Annotated in this window: 13 protein-coding genes; 3 read left to right on the top strand and 10 right to left on the bottom strand. The window is 73.7% G+C overall.

Annotation, left to right across the window (positions count from 1 at the left end; translation table 11 throughout):
- Position 1: 1 nt before the first annotated feature.
- The gene (locus tag AB0B58_RS11955; RefSeq protein WP_360221704.1) at positions 2-3,085 is read right to left on the bottom strand and encodes an AAA family ATPase; all 3,084 of its coding nucleotides are present in this window, start codon (positions 3,083-3,085) and stop codon (positions 2-4) included.
- A gap of 121 nt (positions 3,086-3,206) precedes the next feature.
- Here AB0B58_RS11955 and AB0B58_RS11950 point away from each other — a divergent pair, with 121 nt between their 5' ends.
- Both AB0B58_RS11950 and AB0B58_RS11945 read left to right on the top strand, forming a co-directional pair.
- Positions 3,207-3,566: a cupin domain-containing protein gene (locus AB0B58_RS11950; protein ID WP_360221701.1), complete on the top strand. Its 360-nt coding sequence runs from the start codon at positions 3,207-3,209 to the stop codon at positions 3,564-3,566.
- On the top strand, positions 3,563-4,465 hold the full coding sequence (locus AB0B58_RS11945; RefSeq protein WP_360221698.1) for a TIGR03086 family metal-binding protein: 903 nt from the start codon (positions 3,563-3,565) through the stop codon (positions 4,463-4,465). The genes AB0B58_RS11950 and AB0B58_RS11945 overlap by 4 nt, the downstream gene beginning before the upstream one ends.
- Before the next feature lie 69 nt (positions 4,466-4,534).
- Here AB0B58_RS11945 and AB0B58_RS11940 read toward each other — a convergent pair whose 3' ends face one another.
- From AB0B58_RS11940 to AB0B58_RS11915, 6 genes are all read right to left on the bottom strand, one after another.
- Positions 4,535-5,710 carry a calcium-binding protein gene (locus tag AB0B58_RS11940; RefSeq protein ID WP_360221695.1) on the bottom strand — a complete coding sequence of 392 codons (1,176 nt, stop codon included), beginning with the start codon at positions 5,708-5,710 and terminating at the stop codon, positions 4,535-4,537.
- 64 nt (positions 5,711-5,774) lie between these two features.
- Positions 5,775-8,513 carry an AAA family ATPase gene (locus AB0B58_RS11935; RefSeq protein ID WP_360221692.1) on the bottom strand — a complete coding sequence of 913 codons (2,739 nt, stop codon included), beginning with the start codon at positions 8,511-8,513 and terminating at the stop codon, positions 5,775-5,777.
- Positions 8,480-8,683, bottom strand: a complete 204-nt coding sequence (locus AB0B58_RS11930; RefSeq protein ID WP_360221689.1) for a hypothetical protein — start codon at positions 8,681-8,683, stop codon at positions 8,480-8,482. Before AB0B58_RS11930 ends, AB0B58_RS11935 begins: the two co-directional genes overlap by 34 nt.
- 127 nt (positions 8,684-8,810) lie before the next feature.
- Positions 8,811-9,431: a DUF305 domain-containing protein gene (locus AB0B58_RS11925; RefSeq protein ID WP_360221686.1), complete on the bottom strand. Its 621-nt coding sequence runs from the start codon at positions 9,429-9,431 to the stop codon at positions 8,811-8,813.
- Between the two features lie 64 nt (positions 9,432-9,495).
- A complete protein-coding gene (locus AB0B58_RS11920; protein WP_360221683.1) occupies positions 9,496-10,908 on the bottom strand; it encodes a primary-amine oxidase in 1,413 nt (470 codons plus the stop codon).
- Between the two features lie 16 nt (positions 10,909-10,924).
- Positions 10,925-11,656: a hypothetical protein gene (locus AB0B58_RS11915; RefSeq protein WP_360221680.1), complete on the bottom strand. Its 732-nt coding sequence runs from the start codon at positions 11,654-11,656 to the stop codon at positions 10,925-10,927.
- A gap of 288 nt (positions 11,657-11,944) precedes the next feature.
- Here AB0B58_RS11915 and AB0B58_RS11910 point away from each other — a divergent pair, with 288 nt between their 5' ends.
- Entirely contained in the window at positions 11,945-12,367 is a 423-nt protein-coding gene (locus AB0B58_RS11910) for an SRPBCC family protein (protein ID WP_360221677.1), read from the top strand.
- Between the two features lie 15 nt (positions 12,368-12,382).
- On the opposite strand, the gene tsaA is transcribed toward AB0B58_RS11910, so the two are convergent.
- From tsaA to AB0B58_RS11895, 3 genes are read right to left on the bottom strand one after another with little or no spacing between them, the layout of a single operon-like run.
- Positions 12,383-12,787, bottom strand: a complete 405-nt coding sequence (gene tsaA, locus AB0B58_RS11905) for a tRNA (N6-threonylcarbamoyladenosine(37)-N6)-methyltransferase TrmO (protein ID WP_360221674.1) — start codon at positions 12,785-12,787, stop codon at positions 12,383-12,385.
- Between the two features lie 44 nt (positions 12,788-12,831).
- Positions 12,832-13,128 (bottom strand): MoaD/ThiS family protein, encoded by a 297-nt coding sequence (locus AB0B58_RS11900; RefSeq protein ID WP_360221671.1) that lies wholly within the window; start codon positions 13,126-13,128, stop codon positions 12,832-12,834.
- Positions 13,125-14,240 (bottom strand): exo-alpha-sialidase, encoded by a 1,116-nt coding sequence (locus AB0B58_RS11895; RefSeq protein ID WP_360221668.1) that lies wholly within the window; start codon positions 14,238-14,240, stop codon positions 13,125-13,127. The genes AB0B58_RS11900 and AB0B58_RS11895 overlap by 4 nt, the downstream gene beginning before the upstream one ends.
- Positions 14,241-14,304 lie beyond the last annotated feature (64 nt).

Below are 14,304 nucleotides of genomic sequence, written 5' to 3'. Positions count from 1 at the left end.
GTCAGCCGGCCGTCTCCTGGCGGCGGGTGAGTTCGGCCAGGTAGGGCAGGTACAGGCGGGCGCCGGCGGACGAGGCGGCCTCGACGGCGGCGGCGAGCAGGTCCGGCGCGGCCGGGTCGCGCCGCGCGACGGACAGCGCCGCGGCCGCCCAGCGTGCCTCGTGCCGGCCGAGCGCCGGGCCGGTCGCGAGCGCGCGGGCGGTCAGGTGGCCGGCCTCGGCGAGACGGTTCAGGTCGATGCAGACGAGGGCGGCGCGGGCCGCCGCCCAGCAGCCGAACAGGTCGAGGTTGGCGCAGAGAGCCAGGGACCGCCTGAACGCGTCGAGCGCGGCCGGCAGGTCACCCTTGTTCTGAAGGGCGATGCCGATCGCCCGCCACGCCGTCGCCGTCCAGCCGCGGTGGTGCAGCCGCTGCGCGATCGCCAGCGCGGCCCGGCCGTCGGCGAGCGCGTCGTCGTGCCGGCCGAGCGCGGACAGCGCCTCGGAGCGGTGCCACAGCGCATACGTCTGGCCGTCGGGGTGGCCGAGGGTGCGGGCCACGTCGAGGGCGCGCTCGGTGTCGGCGAGCCCCTGTGCGGCCCGGTCGAGCAGAACCCGGCCGTGCCCGCACGTCGAGCGCGGGGTGACCGTGCGCATCAGGTCGCCCGAGCTCTCGAAGAGGTGCGCAGCGCGATCGAGCTCGTCCACGCCTTCCTCGATGCTGCCGTGCAGGAACGCGGCCATCGCCCGGGTGTCGAGGATGCGGGCGGCGCCCCGCGAGTCCCCGGTACGGGTGTAGATCGCCAGCGCCTCCGCGGCGCGGGCGGCGGACCGCTCGGGCTGGCCGAGGTTCATGTCGATGACGGACGCGACCTCCAGCACGGACGCCCGGGCCCGGTCGTCGCCGCCGGCCTCGATGAGGGCGAGCTCGGCGACCTCGGCCGCGCGCCGCATGTCGTCGGCGCCGGAGTCGAGCGCGGCGAGCTGGGCCAGCACGCCCGCGCGGGCCGCGCCGGCCGGATAGCCGGCAAGCGCCGCCCGCAGGTCGTCGCGGGCGGCGGCGATGTCGCCGCGCCGCCGGGACGCCTGCGCCCGGGTGGCCAGCAGCCGCGCCCGGACCGGCCCGTCGGCGCCTCCGGTGGCGAGGCCGGCGTCGGCGAGCTGCCCGGCCTCGGCGTCGGCCACCTGGTCGAGGGCGTTCGCGGCGGCGCGGGCGTACGCCTCGGCCGCCCTGGTGACATCGCCGGCGCCGAGCCAGTGCCGCGCCTGCTCGGGCGCGTCGCCCTGCTCCGCGTCGAGGACGGTTGCCAGCCGGGCGTGCAGCCGGGCCCGGGCCGCGTCGGTGAGACCGTCGACCACCACCTCGGCGACCATGTCGTGCGCGGTCCTCCAGCCGTGGTCGCCGAGGCGGACCAGATTGGCCGCGGTCAGCTCCTCCAGCGGGCCGAGCAGCTCCGGGGGCGACAGCTCCGCGGCGGCCGCCAGCGTCCGGGCCGGCGCCTCGCGGCCCAGGAGCGCCAGGAGCCCCAGCACGGTCGCCGCCGGGCCGGCGTGGGCGGCGGCCCGGTCCCCGATCGCCCGGCGCTGCCCGGTGCGGCCGGCCTGCCGGGCCCGCCCGGCGGCCTCCGGCGACGCGGCGCGCCAGCGGCCACCGGCTCCGGCCGTTTCCAACAGTCCCTCGGTGTGCAACAGCCGGAGCACCTCGGCGACCGCCATCGGCGTCCGGTCGGTCTCGGCGGCGAGCGCCGCGACGAGATCGCCGTCGTCGACGAGATCGGCCAGGGCGAACTCGAGGAGCCCGCCCAACTCGATCACCGGCGGACCCGGCGACCGGCGTACCAGCTCCGCCGGGCCGGCGGGCAGCTCGTCCGGCCGGTACGCGACCACCAGCCGGGGGCGGTCGGCGCCGCCGGCGACGCTGCCGAGCAGCCGGACGCTGCTGGGGTCGGCCCACTGTAGGTCGTCGACGAGCAGCGCCCGGTCCGGGCGGCCGGTGAGCAGCCGCCGCGCCGCCTCCAGGACCAGGGCGTTGCGTGTCTCCGGGTCGAATCCGGCGGGCAGCGGGTCGAGTTCGGGCAGCAGCTCGGCCAGCGCCGCGCGGAGCCGGCCCGGCAACGAGCCGAGCGCCGACCCGTCCGCGGCGAGCAGCGTCCGCAGCAGCGTCCGTGCCAGCGACCACGGTTCGTCCCGGTCCGCCCAGGACGCGGCCACGCCGACCGCGGGCACGGTGGCCGCGACCTCCTCCAGCAGCCGTGACTTGCCGGTGCCGGACCGGCCGGCGATCCGCACGATGCCGTCCGGCAGACCGGCGACGACCTGACGGACCACGGCGTCGCGCCCGACGAAGGGCAGCATTCCGAACCCGGACGGCTCGCCCGGCACCCGGTCGTCGGCCGGGGCGGATCGCAGCAGGAGGCGATGGAGCTCCTGCGCGCCCGGCGAGGGGTCGAGGCCGAGCTCGTCCGCGAGGCCGCGCCGGTACCGGTCGAAGCAGGCCAGCGCGGCGACCCGGTCGCCGGCCGCGGCCAGCGCCCGCACCAGGGCCAGCGCGGCGGTCTCCCGCAACGGTTCGGCCGTGGCCGCCGCCGTCGCGTACTCCACCGCCAGCGCCGGCGCACCGAGCCCGGCGGCGAGCACCGCCGCCCGTTCCCGGGCGATCTGGCGGGCCTGCAGCACCCGGGTCCGGTACGGCTGGGACCAGTCCGCGTACATGTCTTCGGGCAGGGGCTCGGCGGCCGGTCCGAGCGCCTCGCGGTAGGCCGCCAGCGCCGCCCGCCCGTCGAGCCCGCCGGCCCGTTCCACCGCCGAGAGGAAGACCTCGGTGTCCACGACGCAGTCCGGCGGACCGGTCAGGGCGTAGCCCTGCGGGCCGGTATGGATCAGCGCCGGCCGGCCGACCGCCCGCCGGGCCCGGTTGACCAGAACCTGCAGGTTGGCGGCCGGGCTCGCCGGCGGTCGCTGCGGCCACAGTGCCTCGACGAGCAGGTCGTTGGGAACGAACTGGCCCTGCCGGGTGGCGAGGACACGCAGCAGTGCGCGCACCTTGCGGCCCTGGTACGCCGACTCGTCCACCTCCCGGCCGTCCCGCACCACGGCGAAGCGGCCCATCAGGCGCACCTCGACGGGCGCCGGCCGGGGTACCGGTGCGGCCGCTAGATTCCCGCCAGTTGTCTGCAAGGTCGTGCTCCTAGCGTCGGGTCCACGGAATCACCGAGCACCGGAGGGCACGATGTCCGAACAGACCACGCAACATGTCACCTTCACGAAGCCCGACGAGGTCCGCTCCTTCGCCAACGGCCGGCTCGAGCTGCTCCACGTCGACGGGTCCGCCATCGGCCGGCTCGTGCTGGAGCCTGGCTGGCGATGGTCCAACGACGTCAAGCCGGGCGCCGGCACGCAGCTGTGCGAGGCGCCACACTTCCAGTACCACGTGGCGGGCGTGTTGCGTATCGCCATGGCGGACGGAACCACGTTCGACGCCCGGCCGGGCGACGTGACCTCGCTTCCGGCCGGCCACGACGCCTGGGTCGTCGGCGAGGAGCCGGTCGTGGTCGTCGACTGGTTCGGCGCGAGCGAGTACGCGAAATGACCGGGGTGATCACGGCCCGGGAGCTGTACACCCGCGCCGTGTCCGGCTTCGACGCGGTCCTGCAGGCGGTGCCCGGCGACCGCTGGACCGCGCCGACGCCGTGCGCCGGGTGGGACGTGCGGGCGCTTGTCGACCACGTGGTGCGTGAGGACCTCTGGGCGGCCGAACTGCTTGCCGGCCGGAGCATCGCCGACGTCGGCGACCGCATCGACGGCGACCCGCTCGGCGCCGATCCGGCCTCGGCCTGGAGCGCAGCGAGCGCGGCGGCGCGGAGCGCGGCCGACGCCGCGAGGGACGACGCCGTGGTGGACCTGTCGGCGGGGCCGACGGCGGTCGACGAGTACCTGCGGCAACTCGCCGCCGACCACGTCGTGCACGCCTGGGATCTGGCCACGGCCACCGGGACGAACCTGCGCATCGAGGCTGATCTGGTCGACGCCGTGACCGCCTGGTTCGCCCCGGTGCGGCAGGTCTACCGGGCCGGCGGGCTGGTGGGTCCCCGCCCGCCGCGCAACGGGCCGGAGGAGGCGCAGGCACGCCTGCTCGCGATGTTCGGCCGTTCCGAGGCGCTCGCCGCCGTCGAGCGGTTCGGCGACGCGTTCGACGCCAAGGACATCGACGCGATCATGGCGAACATGACCACCGACTGCCTGTTCGAGTCGACCGCGCCCCCGGACGGCGTACGCCACCGCGGCGCCGACGCCGTCCGTGCCGCGTGGCACCGGTTCTTCGAGGCGGCCGGCGATCACCGGTTCACCACCGAGTCCCGCATCCTGGCCGGCGACCAGGTCATCGTCACCTGGCGCTACGACTGGACCGGCGGACACGTCCGCGGCGTGGACCTCTTCCGCGTCCGCAACGGGCTGGTCGCCGAGAAGCGCGCATACGTCAAGGGCTGAACCGCCCGTGGATCGCGGTCCCGGCCGCCCCTCCGCCGCCCCGGCCCGCGCGGGCCGGGGCGCCGACGGTCACCAGGGATGCCACTCCTCGCAGGAGATCAGCACGTCCTGGGGCTTCGCCCGGCATGCGTCGTGGTTCTCGCCGCCGTCGAGACGGCTGACGCCGTACGCGACCTCCAGGATGTCGTCGCCGGCCTCGCCGTAGAGCTCGTTACGGCCCTCCCACCCGAGAAGGTGGTCTTTGCCGCCGCCGCCGAGGATGACGTCGTCGCCGCGGTGACCGTGGATCTCGTTGGCGGATCCGTTTCCCACCAGGCGATCGTTGAAGTCCGTACCGGCCAGGTCCTCGACGTCCGCGCCGACGGTGTCGCGCTCGCCGGGCAGGCCGTCGTCGCCGGCGGCGCCGTCCAGGTCGACGGTCACCGCCCTGCGGTAGGCGGAGTAGTCGGCGGAATCCCGGCCGGCGCCGCCGAGCAGGACATCCGCGGCGGCCGCCCGGTCGGACACGTCGCCGACGAGCCAGTCGTCGCCCGCACCACCCTCGAGCCGGTCCCGGCCGGCCGACCCGATCAGGCCGTCGGCGCCGTTGCCGCCGTACAGCGTGTCGTCGGCGCCGTCGCCCTGCAGCGTGTCGTTGCCGTTGCCGCCGTGGATCACGTCCTTGCCGGGCCGGTTGGTGCCGTCGACGCAGTTGCTGTCACCGAAGATCCAGTCGTTGCCGTCACCCCCGGAGGCGTAGTCGGCGCCGTCGTCGAGGTAGATCTGGTCGTTGCCGCCCCGGCCGTAGATCTTGTCGTTGCCGGCGCGGGCGTTGATGCAGACGGAGTCGCCGCGGAGCTCGTCCGCCTTGGGACCCCCGACGAGTCTGTCGCTGCCGGCCCCGCCGTCGGCGACCATCTTCAGGTCGCTGTCGTTGACGACGGAGTCGTCGCGGTCCCACAGGTCGACGACCACCTTGGCCGGCGCCTTCCCGGTCTTGCAACGAACCCGGGTCTTGTCGCCCTTGACCTGCTTGCAGCCCTTGCCGGGCTTGACGGCCACCCGGTCGTCGATCGTCACGGTGCGGCCGGAGCGGGTGATGACGACCTTGTTCCCAACGCCGTGGTCGGCGGTGAAGGTGACCTTCGTGGCGCCGGCGGTCGCCCAGCCGTGACTCGCCGCCGCGGCCGGACCGCCGACGAACCCCACCGCGACGGTGACGAGAAGCGCGAGGCCGGCGCGGGCCGGCCAGACGTTGAGTGGCATCGAAATTCATCCCCCGTGTAGTGATGGGCTGCATCATAGGGGGAAACCGATCTCCACTATGGCCTCAGTGCCGCCCGACGAGGTCGCCGACCTCGGTCCGGGACGAGGCACCCAGCTTCCGGAGGATGTTCGAGACGTGGACCGCGGCGGTCTTCGGTGAGATGTACAGGCGGCGGGCCAGCTCCGTGTTGGTCAACCCGTCGCTGATCAGCACCGCCACCTCCCGCTCGCGGGGCGTCAGCGCGGCGGGGCCGGTGACGGCGGGCGGCGCGTCGACAGGTGCCATGCCCAGCTGGGCGCGCACCTGGGCGAGCTGGGCAACCCGCCAGCCCCGCCACTCGGCGAGCAGGGGCGCGGCCGCCTCCGCCTGCGCGGCGGCCTCCTCGCGCCGGTCGCCCGCGAGCAGGCAGCGGGCGGCGCCGACGCGTACGGTGCCGCGGGTCGCCGGGCCCAGGATGTGCGCCTCGGCGATGGAGAGGTACGCGGCCAGCGCCGGGGCGTGCTGACCGCGCGCCTCGGCGAGCTGGGCGTCGACGAGCGTCCGGTAGGCGTCCCATACGTCGGCGTCGAGCAGCGCGGCGGCCATCCGGTCGAGCCGGTGCGCCGGCAAGCCGACCTCCAGCGCGGCGGAGATCAGGTCGTGGGCCTGTTCGCCGCTGCGCCAGGCCTGCCCGGCCAGGGCCGCGACGAGCTCGTCCAGGGTCGCCTCGGCGCGCGGGAGATCGGTGCGGCGGCAGGCGAGGTGGAAGGCGAGGCCGGGAATCGTGGTCGGCGGGTTGTTGGGCAGCACCGCCAGGTCGGTGATGAGCTGTTCGACCCGGTCCAACTCGCCGGCCTCCAGGTAGAGCCCGGCGAGGAAGACGCCGTGGTAGTCCGCCCAGCGGCCCCGGCGCCGGTAGCCGCGGTCCTGCTCGCGCCCCTCCTCCAGCGCCGCGATCGCGGCGTGCAGGTCTCCGGCCCGCAACGCGAGCCGGGCCCGGCCCTGGAAGTAGGTGGCCACCGCGAGCGACTCGAAGCCGGCCCGCTCGGCGTCGACCCGCATCCGTTCCAGGGTCTCGGCGTGCTCGGCCGGCGAGGCGGGCGGCTCGCCCTGCACCAGGTTGTTGAGGGCCCGGGCGGCCAGCACCCACTCGCCCGCCTTCTCGGCCTCGTCGACTAGCGCGGACAGGATCTCCCGGCCGGCGGCGGCGGTCTGCGGGCGCTCGGTGAGGGTCGAGCCCTTCTCCACCAGCGCGGCCATGCGTACGGACGGCAGGTCGAACTCGTCCGCCAGCGCCAGCGCGCGGTCGGACCAGAGCAGCGCGGCGTCAAGGTCGTCGCGCAGGTACGCCGACTGCGCGATCGCGGTCATCGCCCGCGCCTGGTCGGCGCCGGGCGGCAGCTGCGCGATCAGGGTCTCGATGTCGTGGGTCAGGGCGCGCATCTCGTCGGTCCCGCGGGACTCCCAGGCGATGCGGACCAGGAGGTACAGCGACTCGGCCCGGTCGGTCGTGGTGTCGGCGAGGTCCCGCCAGCGCCGGCCGTAACGCAGGGCGTCGTCCAGCAGGCCGGCCAGCCATGCCGCTCTGGCGGCGGCGGCGAGCAGGCCGGTGTCGTCGGGCACCTCGTCGAGGCCCGTCTCCGCCAGCTGCAGGGCCTGGTAGGCGGAGCCGATGGAGAGGTACAGCGCGGCACCGCGGCGAGCCGCGGCGATCAGGTCCTCGTACCGGCCGGCGCCGCGGGCGTGGTGCGCCACCATGGCCGGGTCGGGGGCGCCGTCGCGCAGGAGCACGTCCAGCGCCGCCTCGTGCAGCCGGCGGCGCTGCCGGCTCAGCATCTGGCCGGCGATCGCCTCGCGCACGAGCGCGTGCCGGAACGCGAACTCGTCCTCGCCGGACTCGGCCAGGACGCCGCGGGTGACCAGTCCGCGCAGCACGGCGATGAGCTCGTCCTCTCCGGCGCCGGTAACGGCGGCGAGCAGGTCGAACGGGATGCGGTGGCCGAGCACGGTCGCCGCCTCGACGATGCGGTGGCTGACCGGGTCGAGGTCGTCGACCTGGCGGCGCAGCACGTCGGCGAGGCTCCACGGCAGCGGCTGCTCGACCAGCGCCTCCACGTCGTACCCGGGCAGCGCGCGCAGCAGCTCCTCCAGGAAGAACGGGTTGCCGCCGGTGCGGTGGTGCAGGGCCGTCGCGGCGCGCAGCGGCGCCGGAGCGCCGGTGGCCGCCGCGAGCAGCGCCGCGGTCTGCGCGGGGGTCAGCCGATCCAGGCGCACGTGGGTGACGGCATGCCGGCGTTCCATCCGGGCCAGCAGGCCGGCCACCGGCTGGCGGCGGGTCACCTCCTCCGGCCGGTACGTCCCGATGAGCAGCCGCGGCCCGCGCTGGTCGGCGATCCGCTCGAACAGCGCCGCGCTCTCCGAGTCGGCCCAGTGCAGGTCCTCGAAGACGATGACCGCCGGGGAGTCGGCGATCAGGTCGGCCAGGATGGTGAGACCCGTGTGCAGGCGCTCGACCGGGCTGCGCCGCGCGTCGGCGAGCGCCGCCAGTTGCTCCTCGTCGACCTCCGGGCGGCCGTCGATGGCGTCGAGGAGCACCTCGTACGGCCGGGACAGCGAGCCGGGTTCCGCCTGGCCGACCAGCATCACGGTCCCCGCCGGCACGGCGGCCAGCAGCTCGTGCACCAGGCGGGTCTTTCCGACGCCCGGCTCGCCCGCGATGATCGCAACCGCCGACTCACGCGCCGAAGCGAGCTGTGCCAACCGGCGCAGCTCGCTCTCTCGCCCGATCATCACCGGGCTGGCACCGCCGCGGATGGTTCGCACGACGCCAGGGTACCGGTGCGCTGTCTGCGGACGACCGGGGCTTTCCGGGCCTGGCGGGCCTTGCGGACCGCGCGAGCGGCGGTGAGCACGCGCTCCCTGTCAGCCTCGGCGATCAGCTCACGGTGACGGTCGTTCGCCAGCGCCAGCATCAGTTCGGGGTGCATCAACATGGCTTCTCTCCTTGTCAACCGGTGATGGATCAATCCTCGGTCGGCAAGGGAGCCGTCACATCGGACGCGTCTACCTATCTTCGCTGGTCGGCGGGGCTTAGGGGACGCGCGGCCGGCCTAGGCATACCTAGGGCGTGTCCTGGGCGGGGAGCAGGGCACGCATGGCGTCGTTCTCGGCGGTCTGCTCCCGGATGACGTGTTTGGCCATGCCGTGGATGTAGACGTTACGACCGCCGGCGTCCAGCAGCGATCGTGACATGGTGATCGCGCCCCGGTGGTGTTCGATCATCAGGCGCAGGAAGAGGTTGGCGGCCTTCCCTCCCTCGGCCCGATCCAGCTCACGAAGCCGAGCCTCGGTCAGCATCCCGTGCGCGGCGGCGTCGGCACCCGCGTGTATGCCGGTGCCGTCGGGGCCTGCGGCGTCCACCGGCTGCTCGCCCCAGGCGGTCAGCCAGGCGTTCGTCTCGTCGATCTCGCGCTGCTGGTCGCGGGCGATGAACTCGGCGATAAGCCGGACGCGTTCCGGGACACCGGGCTTGGCGACCAGTTCGCGGCTCATCCGGACGGCCTGCGCGTGGTGCACGATCATCATGCCCGCGAAGTGCACGTCGATTCCGGACGGCGCCGCCACCGATGACGACGACGCGACCGGTTGCTTCTCCGGGCCGTGGCCGCGCAGGGCGAACGCACCGACGGTGAGCGCGGTGGCGGCCAGTACGAGCACGGCGCCCAGGCGGCGCAGCGGCATGTTGGATCCTTCCTCGGCGGGGTGCCGGCCCGGTCGTGACGACCGGGCCGGCATCCGCTCACTCCTACGGCTGGCTACTGGCGGCCGACGGCGACGGCGACGGCGACGACGGCGACGGCCGCGGCGGGCTCGTGACGGGCGGCACCGACGGCTCGCTGGTAGCGGGCGGCACCGACGGCTCGCCGCCGTCGGTCGGCGGCTCCGGCGCCTGGCCGTTCACGCTCGCGCGGGCGTCCGGGGTGAGCCGGTTCTGCGAGGTGAAGTCGCGCGGCAGCAGGTCGAAGCCCTGCCAGTGCAGCGGCATCGGGCTCTGATCCTCGTCGCGCGGCACGTGATGGAAGCCGACCCGCACCCACATCACCGGGTCGGTGAGCTTCGCCCGGTCCTTGGCGAAGTCGATGATGGTCCGCTTGCCCTCCGGGCACTCCGGGTCCTGCGCGTTGTCGCTGGCCCATTTCTCGCAGAGGTTCTTCTCGGTGAACGTCACATCCGGCTTGGTCTCCGGGTGCCCCTCATAGCGGTCGTCGGCCCCGGCGACGAGTTCGTACGAGCGCTTGTGCCCGTCCTCGTTCTTGCTCTTCGGGCTGACCACGCGCCACCAGCGCTGGTTCACCTTGGAGAAGGTGCCTTCCTTGGCGATCGCGGTACGGGTGGTCTTGAGCCGCGCGGTGCTGGAGCCCTGACCGTCGAGCTTCGTGTCGTACTGCTCGACCTGCTCGCCGCCCTTGCCCCCGATGTTGAAGTCCACCCGCCAGAAGGCGCTGTGGTAGTGCATCGCCGCGAAGTCGCGGGCGCCCTTGCCGATCGGCCAGCCCCGGTCGGCGTTGAGGTACTCGCCGGGGGCGAGATCGCCGGTGGCGCCGAGGCGGGCCGAGATCTGCCCGTCGTCGTGCAGCCGGTACTCGGTCACGTACTCGTACCAGCCCACCTTGCTGATGGCGCGCAGCACCAGGTCGTGGCCCGCCTTCGACAGGACGGTCGGATTCTCCCAGTCGGTGTCGTCGCGCAGGCGATAGGCGAGGCCGGACTGCTCCGCGCTGACGCAGAGCACCTCGCGCCGCTCCGGCTCCTCGCTGCCGTCGGAGCCGACCCGCGCCGAGCCGCCCTTGCAGTCGTCACCGGCGAGGGTCTGCAGGCTGTAGCCGCCGAAGCCGAACGTGGTCAGGTCGTTGTACTCGGTGTCGCCGGAGTCGTAGGGCACGTTGAGCTGCGCCAGCCGGATCGACTCGAGCACCTGCGTCTGCTGCGGGTTGCGCTTGGAGGCGATGGAGACCTTCTCCAGGATCAGGCCGGCCTTGTCGTGCATCCGCCAGCACAGCTGCCAGGTGGTCCCGTTGGGCAGGGTCTCCTTCACCATGTTGGGCGCGGCGCAGGGCGCGGGCGCGGGTGCCGCCGCGGCGACGGAGGGCACCCCGGTCGCCACCGTCGCGGCGGTCAGAAGCGCAGCGGCGGCCGAGGCTGCCTTTCGGTACTTCATGCTGCCGGTTCCCCGTTTACTTCAGGCGGGCGGCCGTACGCCCGGACAGGTCGATGATGATGTGGTTGACGTCGATGAAGTGGCCGTCCGCGGTCTGCACGACGAGCTGCAGGCACCGGTGCTTGCCGCACTGGCTCGCTCCGGTGTCGGCCGCGTCCGCCGTGTAGACGTGCGCGTCGGCGACGAGGCCGTCCTTGCCCGCGAGCTGCTTGCCGGTCGCCTTGCGGTACGCGTCCTTGAGGTCGGCCGCGAGCGGGTCGGCGAGCAGGAGGTCGAGCGCGGTCGTGACCTCGCGCTGCGACGCCGGCGGCTGCATCTTCGCCGCCGAGAAGGACCCGGCGAGCTTGCCCGCCGTGAGGTCGACGACCTGCTTGATGAGCTTGTCGGTCCGGTAGTCGTAGTAGTACAGCTCGGCACCGCGACCAGCGGAGTCGGCGTCCACCTCGGCCGAGAGGTACTCGGGGCCGGCCGCACCGGTGACGTCCTCGGCACCGGCCGCGAGCTGTTGGGTCACCGCGATCTTGCGGGCCCGGTCCACTTCGGCGCTGGTCAGCGGATCGCTGCCCGTTCCGGTCGCGGGCTCCGGCCCGGCCTTCGGGTCGGACACCCTCGGCTGCTCGGCGGCCGCTCCCGGCGGTGTACCCGGTGACGGTGCGGCGTTCGCCTGCCACGAGGCCGCGGTGAAGGCGGTCACCGCGGTCACCACGGCGATACCCGTCCCCCATGCCCACTTTCTGTAACGATCCACTGTCGGCGTTCCTCCCCTTCGTCGGCGGTCCGACGAAGACCATGACGAACGGGACGTGAGATCGAAGTAAGGTGATGATCTCCAGCAGCGGAGGAAGGGGCCGTTCCGGCCGGCAAACCGCCGCCGAGCAGGCATCGACGACGGCGAGTCGACTGCGTCACATCCGGCACAGCGCGGCTCGGCGTGGGCAGGCCGCGTCCCCGGCGGCCGAACCGGCGTCGGCCGGTGACGCGATAGGCTGCCAGATCACCAGGCCTGGTTCAGCGACCTTCGAGGTGATCATCCGCCATGCGCTTCGAGAAGTCCGTCGACGTCGACGCCCGGCAGCAGCGCGTGTGGGAGGTGCTCAGCGACCTCGAAGCGTGGCCGCGCCGCATCGAGACGGTCGACGTCGTCGAGCTACTCACCCCCGCCCCGGTGGGTGCGGGAAGCCGCGTGCGTCTCAAGCAGCCGAAGCTGCCGGAGGGCACGTGGGAGGTCACCGTCTGGGACGCGCCGGCCTACTTCGAGTTCCGCCAGCGGTCCGGCGGCGTCACCAGCGTCGCGGGCCACCGTGTCGAGGCGCTGGAGGAGGGCCGCTCCCGCCTGACCCTGACGCTGGAGATGCGAGGCCTGCTGGTCCCCGTCGTCGCCCTGTTCTACAAGGGCCTGACCGAGCGCTACCTGACCCTCGAGGCTCAGGGGATGCAGCGCGCGGCCGAGTCCGCCTGAGCCGTGCGGGTGCGGTCACCGCTCGCCGCGACGCTCCAGGATCGGCTTGACGTCGACGATCGGCGTGCCGTCGAGCGCCTCGAGATCGCTGACGCGCATGCGCAGGCCGTCCACGGCGAGCACGGTGACGCGGTGCAGCCCGACCGGGTTGGGACGGTCGGGTGAGCGGGTGCTGAACACCCCGGTCCGCGGCCGGTTCGCGTCACCGCGCGGATGGACCAGCAGGACGTCGCGGGCCGCGCGATCGAGCCAGGTGAGGAGCAGCAGTTCGGCGCCGGGCACGACGTCGCGCAGGCCGTCGGCGAAGCGTTCCTCGAACACCAGCCACGCCTCCGGCGAGCCCTCGTCGCCCTGCTTCGGAGCCGCGGCCCGGTCGGCCAGCGGTGACTCGACCCTGCCGATGGGAACCACTTCGTACATCGACGAACCGTACAACGGCACCCGGCGCCTGTCGGCGCGGCCCCTCAGCCGCCTGCCATGGCGCCGACGACGAGGAACGGCTCCTCGCCGGCGGCGACCCGATCGGGCAGCGGTGCGTCTGGAGACTCGTTTGACAGGTCCTCCTCGCAGGCGAAGAACCGCACGAAGTCCCGGCGCCGGCCGGTGCGGCGGTCGCGCATCGTGCCCTGCAGCATCGGGTAGCTCTCCTCTACCGCGTCCAGCACCCGGCGCTGCGTCACCGCGCCGGTGACGTCGAGGCGCAGCTCGCCGCTGATCTGGGCGAGGTTGCGCAGGTGCGGCGGCAGCACCACCCGGATCACGGCAGCACCTGAGCCTCGACCGACAGCACGGAGGGCAGGTCGCGCACGATCGCGTTCCAGGTCTCACCGGAATCGGCGGAGCCGTAGACCTGACCGCCGGTGGTGCCGAAGTAGATGCCGCAGTCGTCCAGCGTGTCGACGGCCATCGCGTCGCGCAGCACGTTGACGTAGCAGTCGGCCTGCGGCAGCCCGGTCGTCAGCGGCTGCCACTCGTCGCCGCCGCCGCGACTGCGGTAGACCCGCAGCTTGCCGTCCGGCACGTAGTGCTCCGAGTCGCTGGTGATCGGGACGACGTAGACGGTGTCGGGCTCGTGTGCGTGCACGGCGATCGGGAACCCGAAGTCCGTCGGCAGGTCGCCGCTGATCTCCCGCCAGACTCCGCCGGCATCGTCGCTGCGCATCACGTCCCAGTGCTTCTGCATGAACAGCACGTCCGGCCGGGACGGGTGCATGGCGATCCGGTGCACGCAGTGGCCGACCTCGGCGTCCTCGTCGGGGATCTGGGCGGAGCGCAGGCCGCGGTTGATCGGCTGCCAGGTGACGCCGCCGTCGTCGGTGCGGAACGCGCCGGCCGCGGAGATCGCGACGAAGATCCGGTCGGGGTTCACCGGGTCGAGGAGGATCGTGTGCAGGCACATGCCGCCGGCGCCGGGCTGCCACAGCGGGCCCGACTCGTGCGTCCGCAGGCCGGTCAGCTCCTGCCACTTCTGGCCGCCGTCGTCCGAGCGGTAGAGCGCGGCGTCCTCCGCTCCGGCGTAGACGACGTCGGGATCGGTCCGCGACGGCTCGAGGTGCCAGATGCGCTTGAACTCCCACGGGCGGGGGGTGCCGTCGTACCAGAGGTGGTCGCCGACCGGTCCCTCGTACGCGAAGTCGTTGCCGACCGGCTGCCAGGACTGCCCGCCGTCGTCGGAGCGCTGGATGATCTGCCCGAACCAGCTCGAGGACTGCGACGCCCACAACCGGTCGGGATCGGCGGGCGAGCCGTTGACGTGGTAGATCTCCCACCCGCCGAAGTGCGGCCCGCTCACCTGCCAATTGCGGCGTGTGCCGTCCGCGGTCAGGACGAACGCGCCCTTGCGTGTACCCACCAGCAGTCGAACCCGGCTCATGTCCTCACTCCTTCCTAGACGCCATGACCGCATCCTCGCGCACCCCAGCGACAAAAGCGCCCGG

This window comes from Actinoplanes sp. NPDC049118, from assembly GCF_040648555.1.
Classification (GTDB): Bacteria; Actinomycetota; Actinomycetes; order Mycobacteriales; family Micromonosporaceae; genus Actinoplanes.
The sequence above is the reverse complement of the archived record's forward strand: the minus strand, read 5'-3'. Positions and strand labels throughout refer to the sequence as shown.

Excerpts from the sequence above, each read along its gene's own strand:
- AB0B58_RS11955 (WP_360221704.1), bottom strand. The coding sequence starts at position 3,085 with ATGGGCCGCTTCGCCGTGGTGCGGGACGGCCGGGAGGTGGACGAGTCG.
- AB0B58_RS11950 (WP_360221701.1), top strand. The coding sequence starts at position 3,207 with ATGTCCGAACAGACCACGCAACATGTCACCTTCACGAAGCCCGACGAG.
- AB0B58_RS11945 (WP_360221698.1), top strand. The coding sequence starts at position 3,563 with ATGACCGGGGTGATCACGGCCCGGGAGCTGTACACCCGCGCCGTGTCC.
- AB0B58_RS11940 (WP_360221695.1), bottom strand. The coding sequence starts at position 5,710 with ATGCCACTCAACGTCTGGCCGGCCCGCGCCGGCCTCGCGCTTCTCGTC.
- AB0B58_RS11930 (WP_360221689.1), bottom strand. The coding sequence starts at position 8,683 with ATGTTGATGCACCCCGAACTGATGCTGGCGCTGGCGAACGACCGTCAC.
- AB0B58_RS11925 (WP_360221686.1), bottom strand. The coding sequence starts at position 9,431 with ATGCCGCTGCGCCGCCTGGGCGCCGTGCTCGTACTGGCCGCCACCGCG.
- AB0B58_RS11920 (WP_360221683.1), bottom strand. The coding sequence starts at position 10,908 with ATGAAGTACCGAAAGGCAGCCTCGGCCGCCGCTGCGCTTCTGACCGCC.
- AB0B58_RS11910 (WP_360221677.1), top strand. The coding sequence starts at position 11,945 with ATGCGCTTCGAGAAGTCCGTCGACGTCGACGCCCGGCAGCAGCGCGTG.
- tsaA (WP_360221674.1), bottom strand. The coding sequence starts at position 12,787 with ATGTACGAAGTGGTTCCCATCGGCAGGGTCGAGTCACCGCTGGCCGAC.
- AB0B58_RS11895 (WP_360221668.1), bottom strand. The coding sequence starts at position 14,240 with ATGAGCCGGGTTCGACTGCTGGTGGGTACACGCAAGGGCGCGTTCGTC.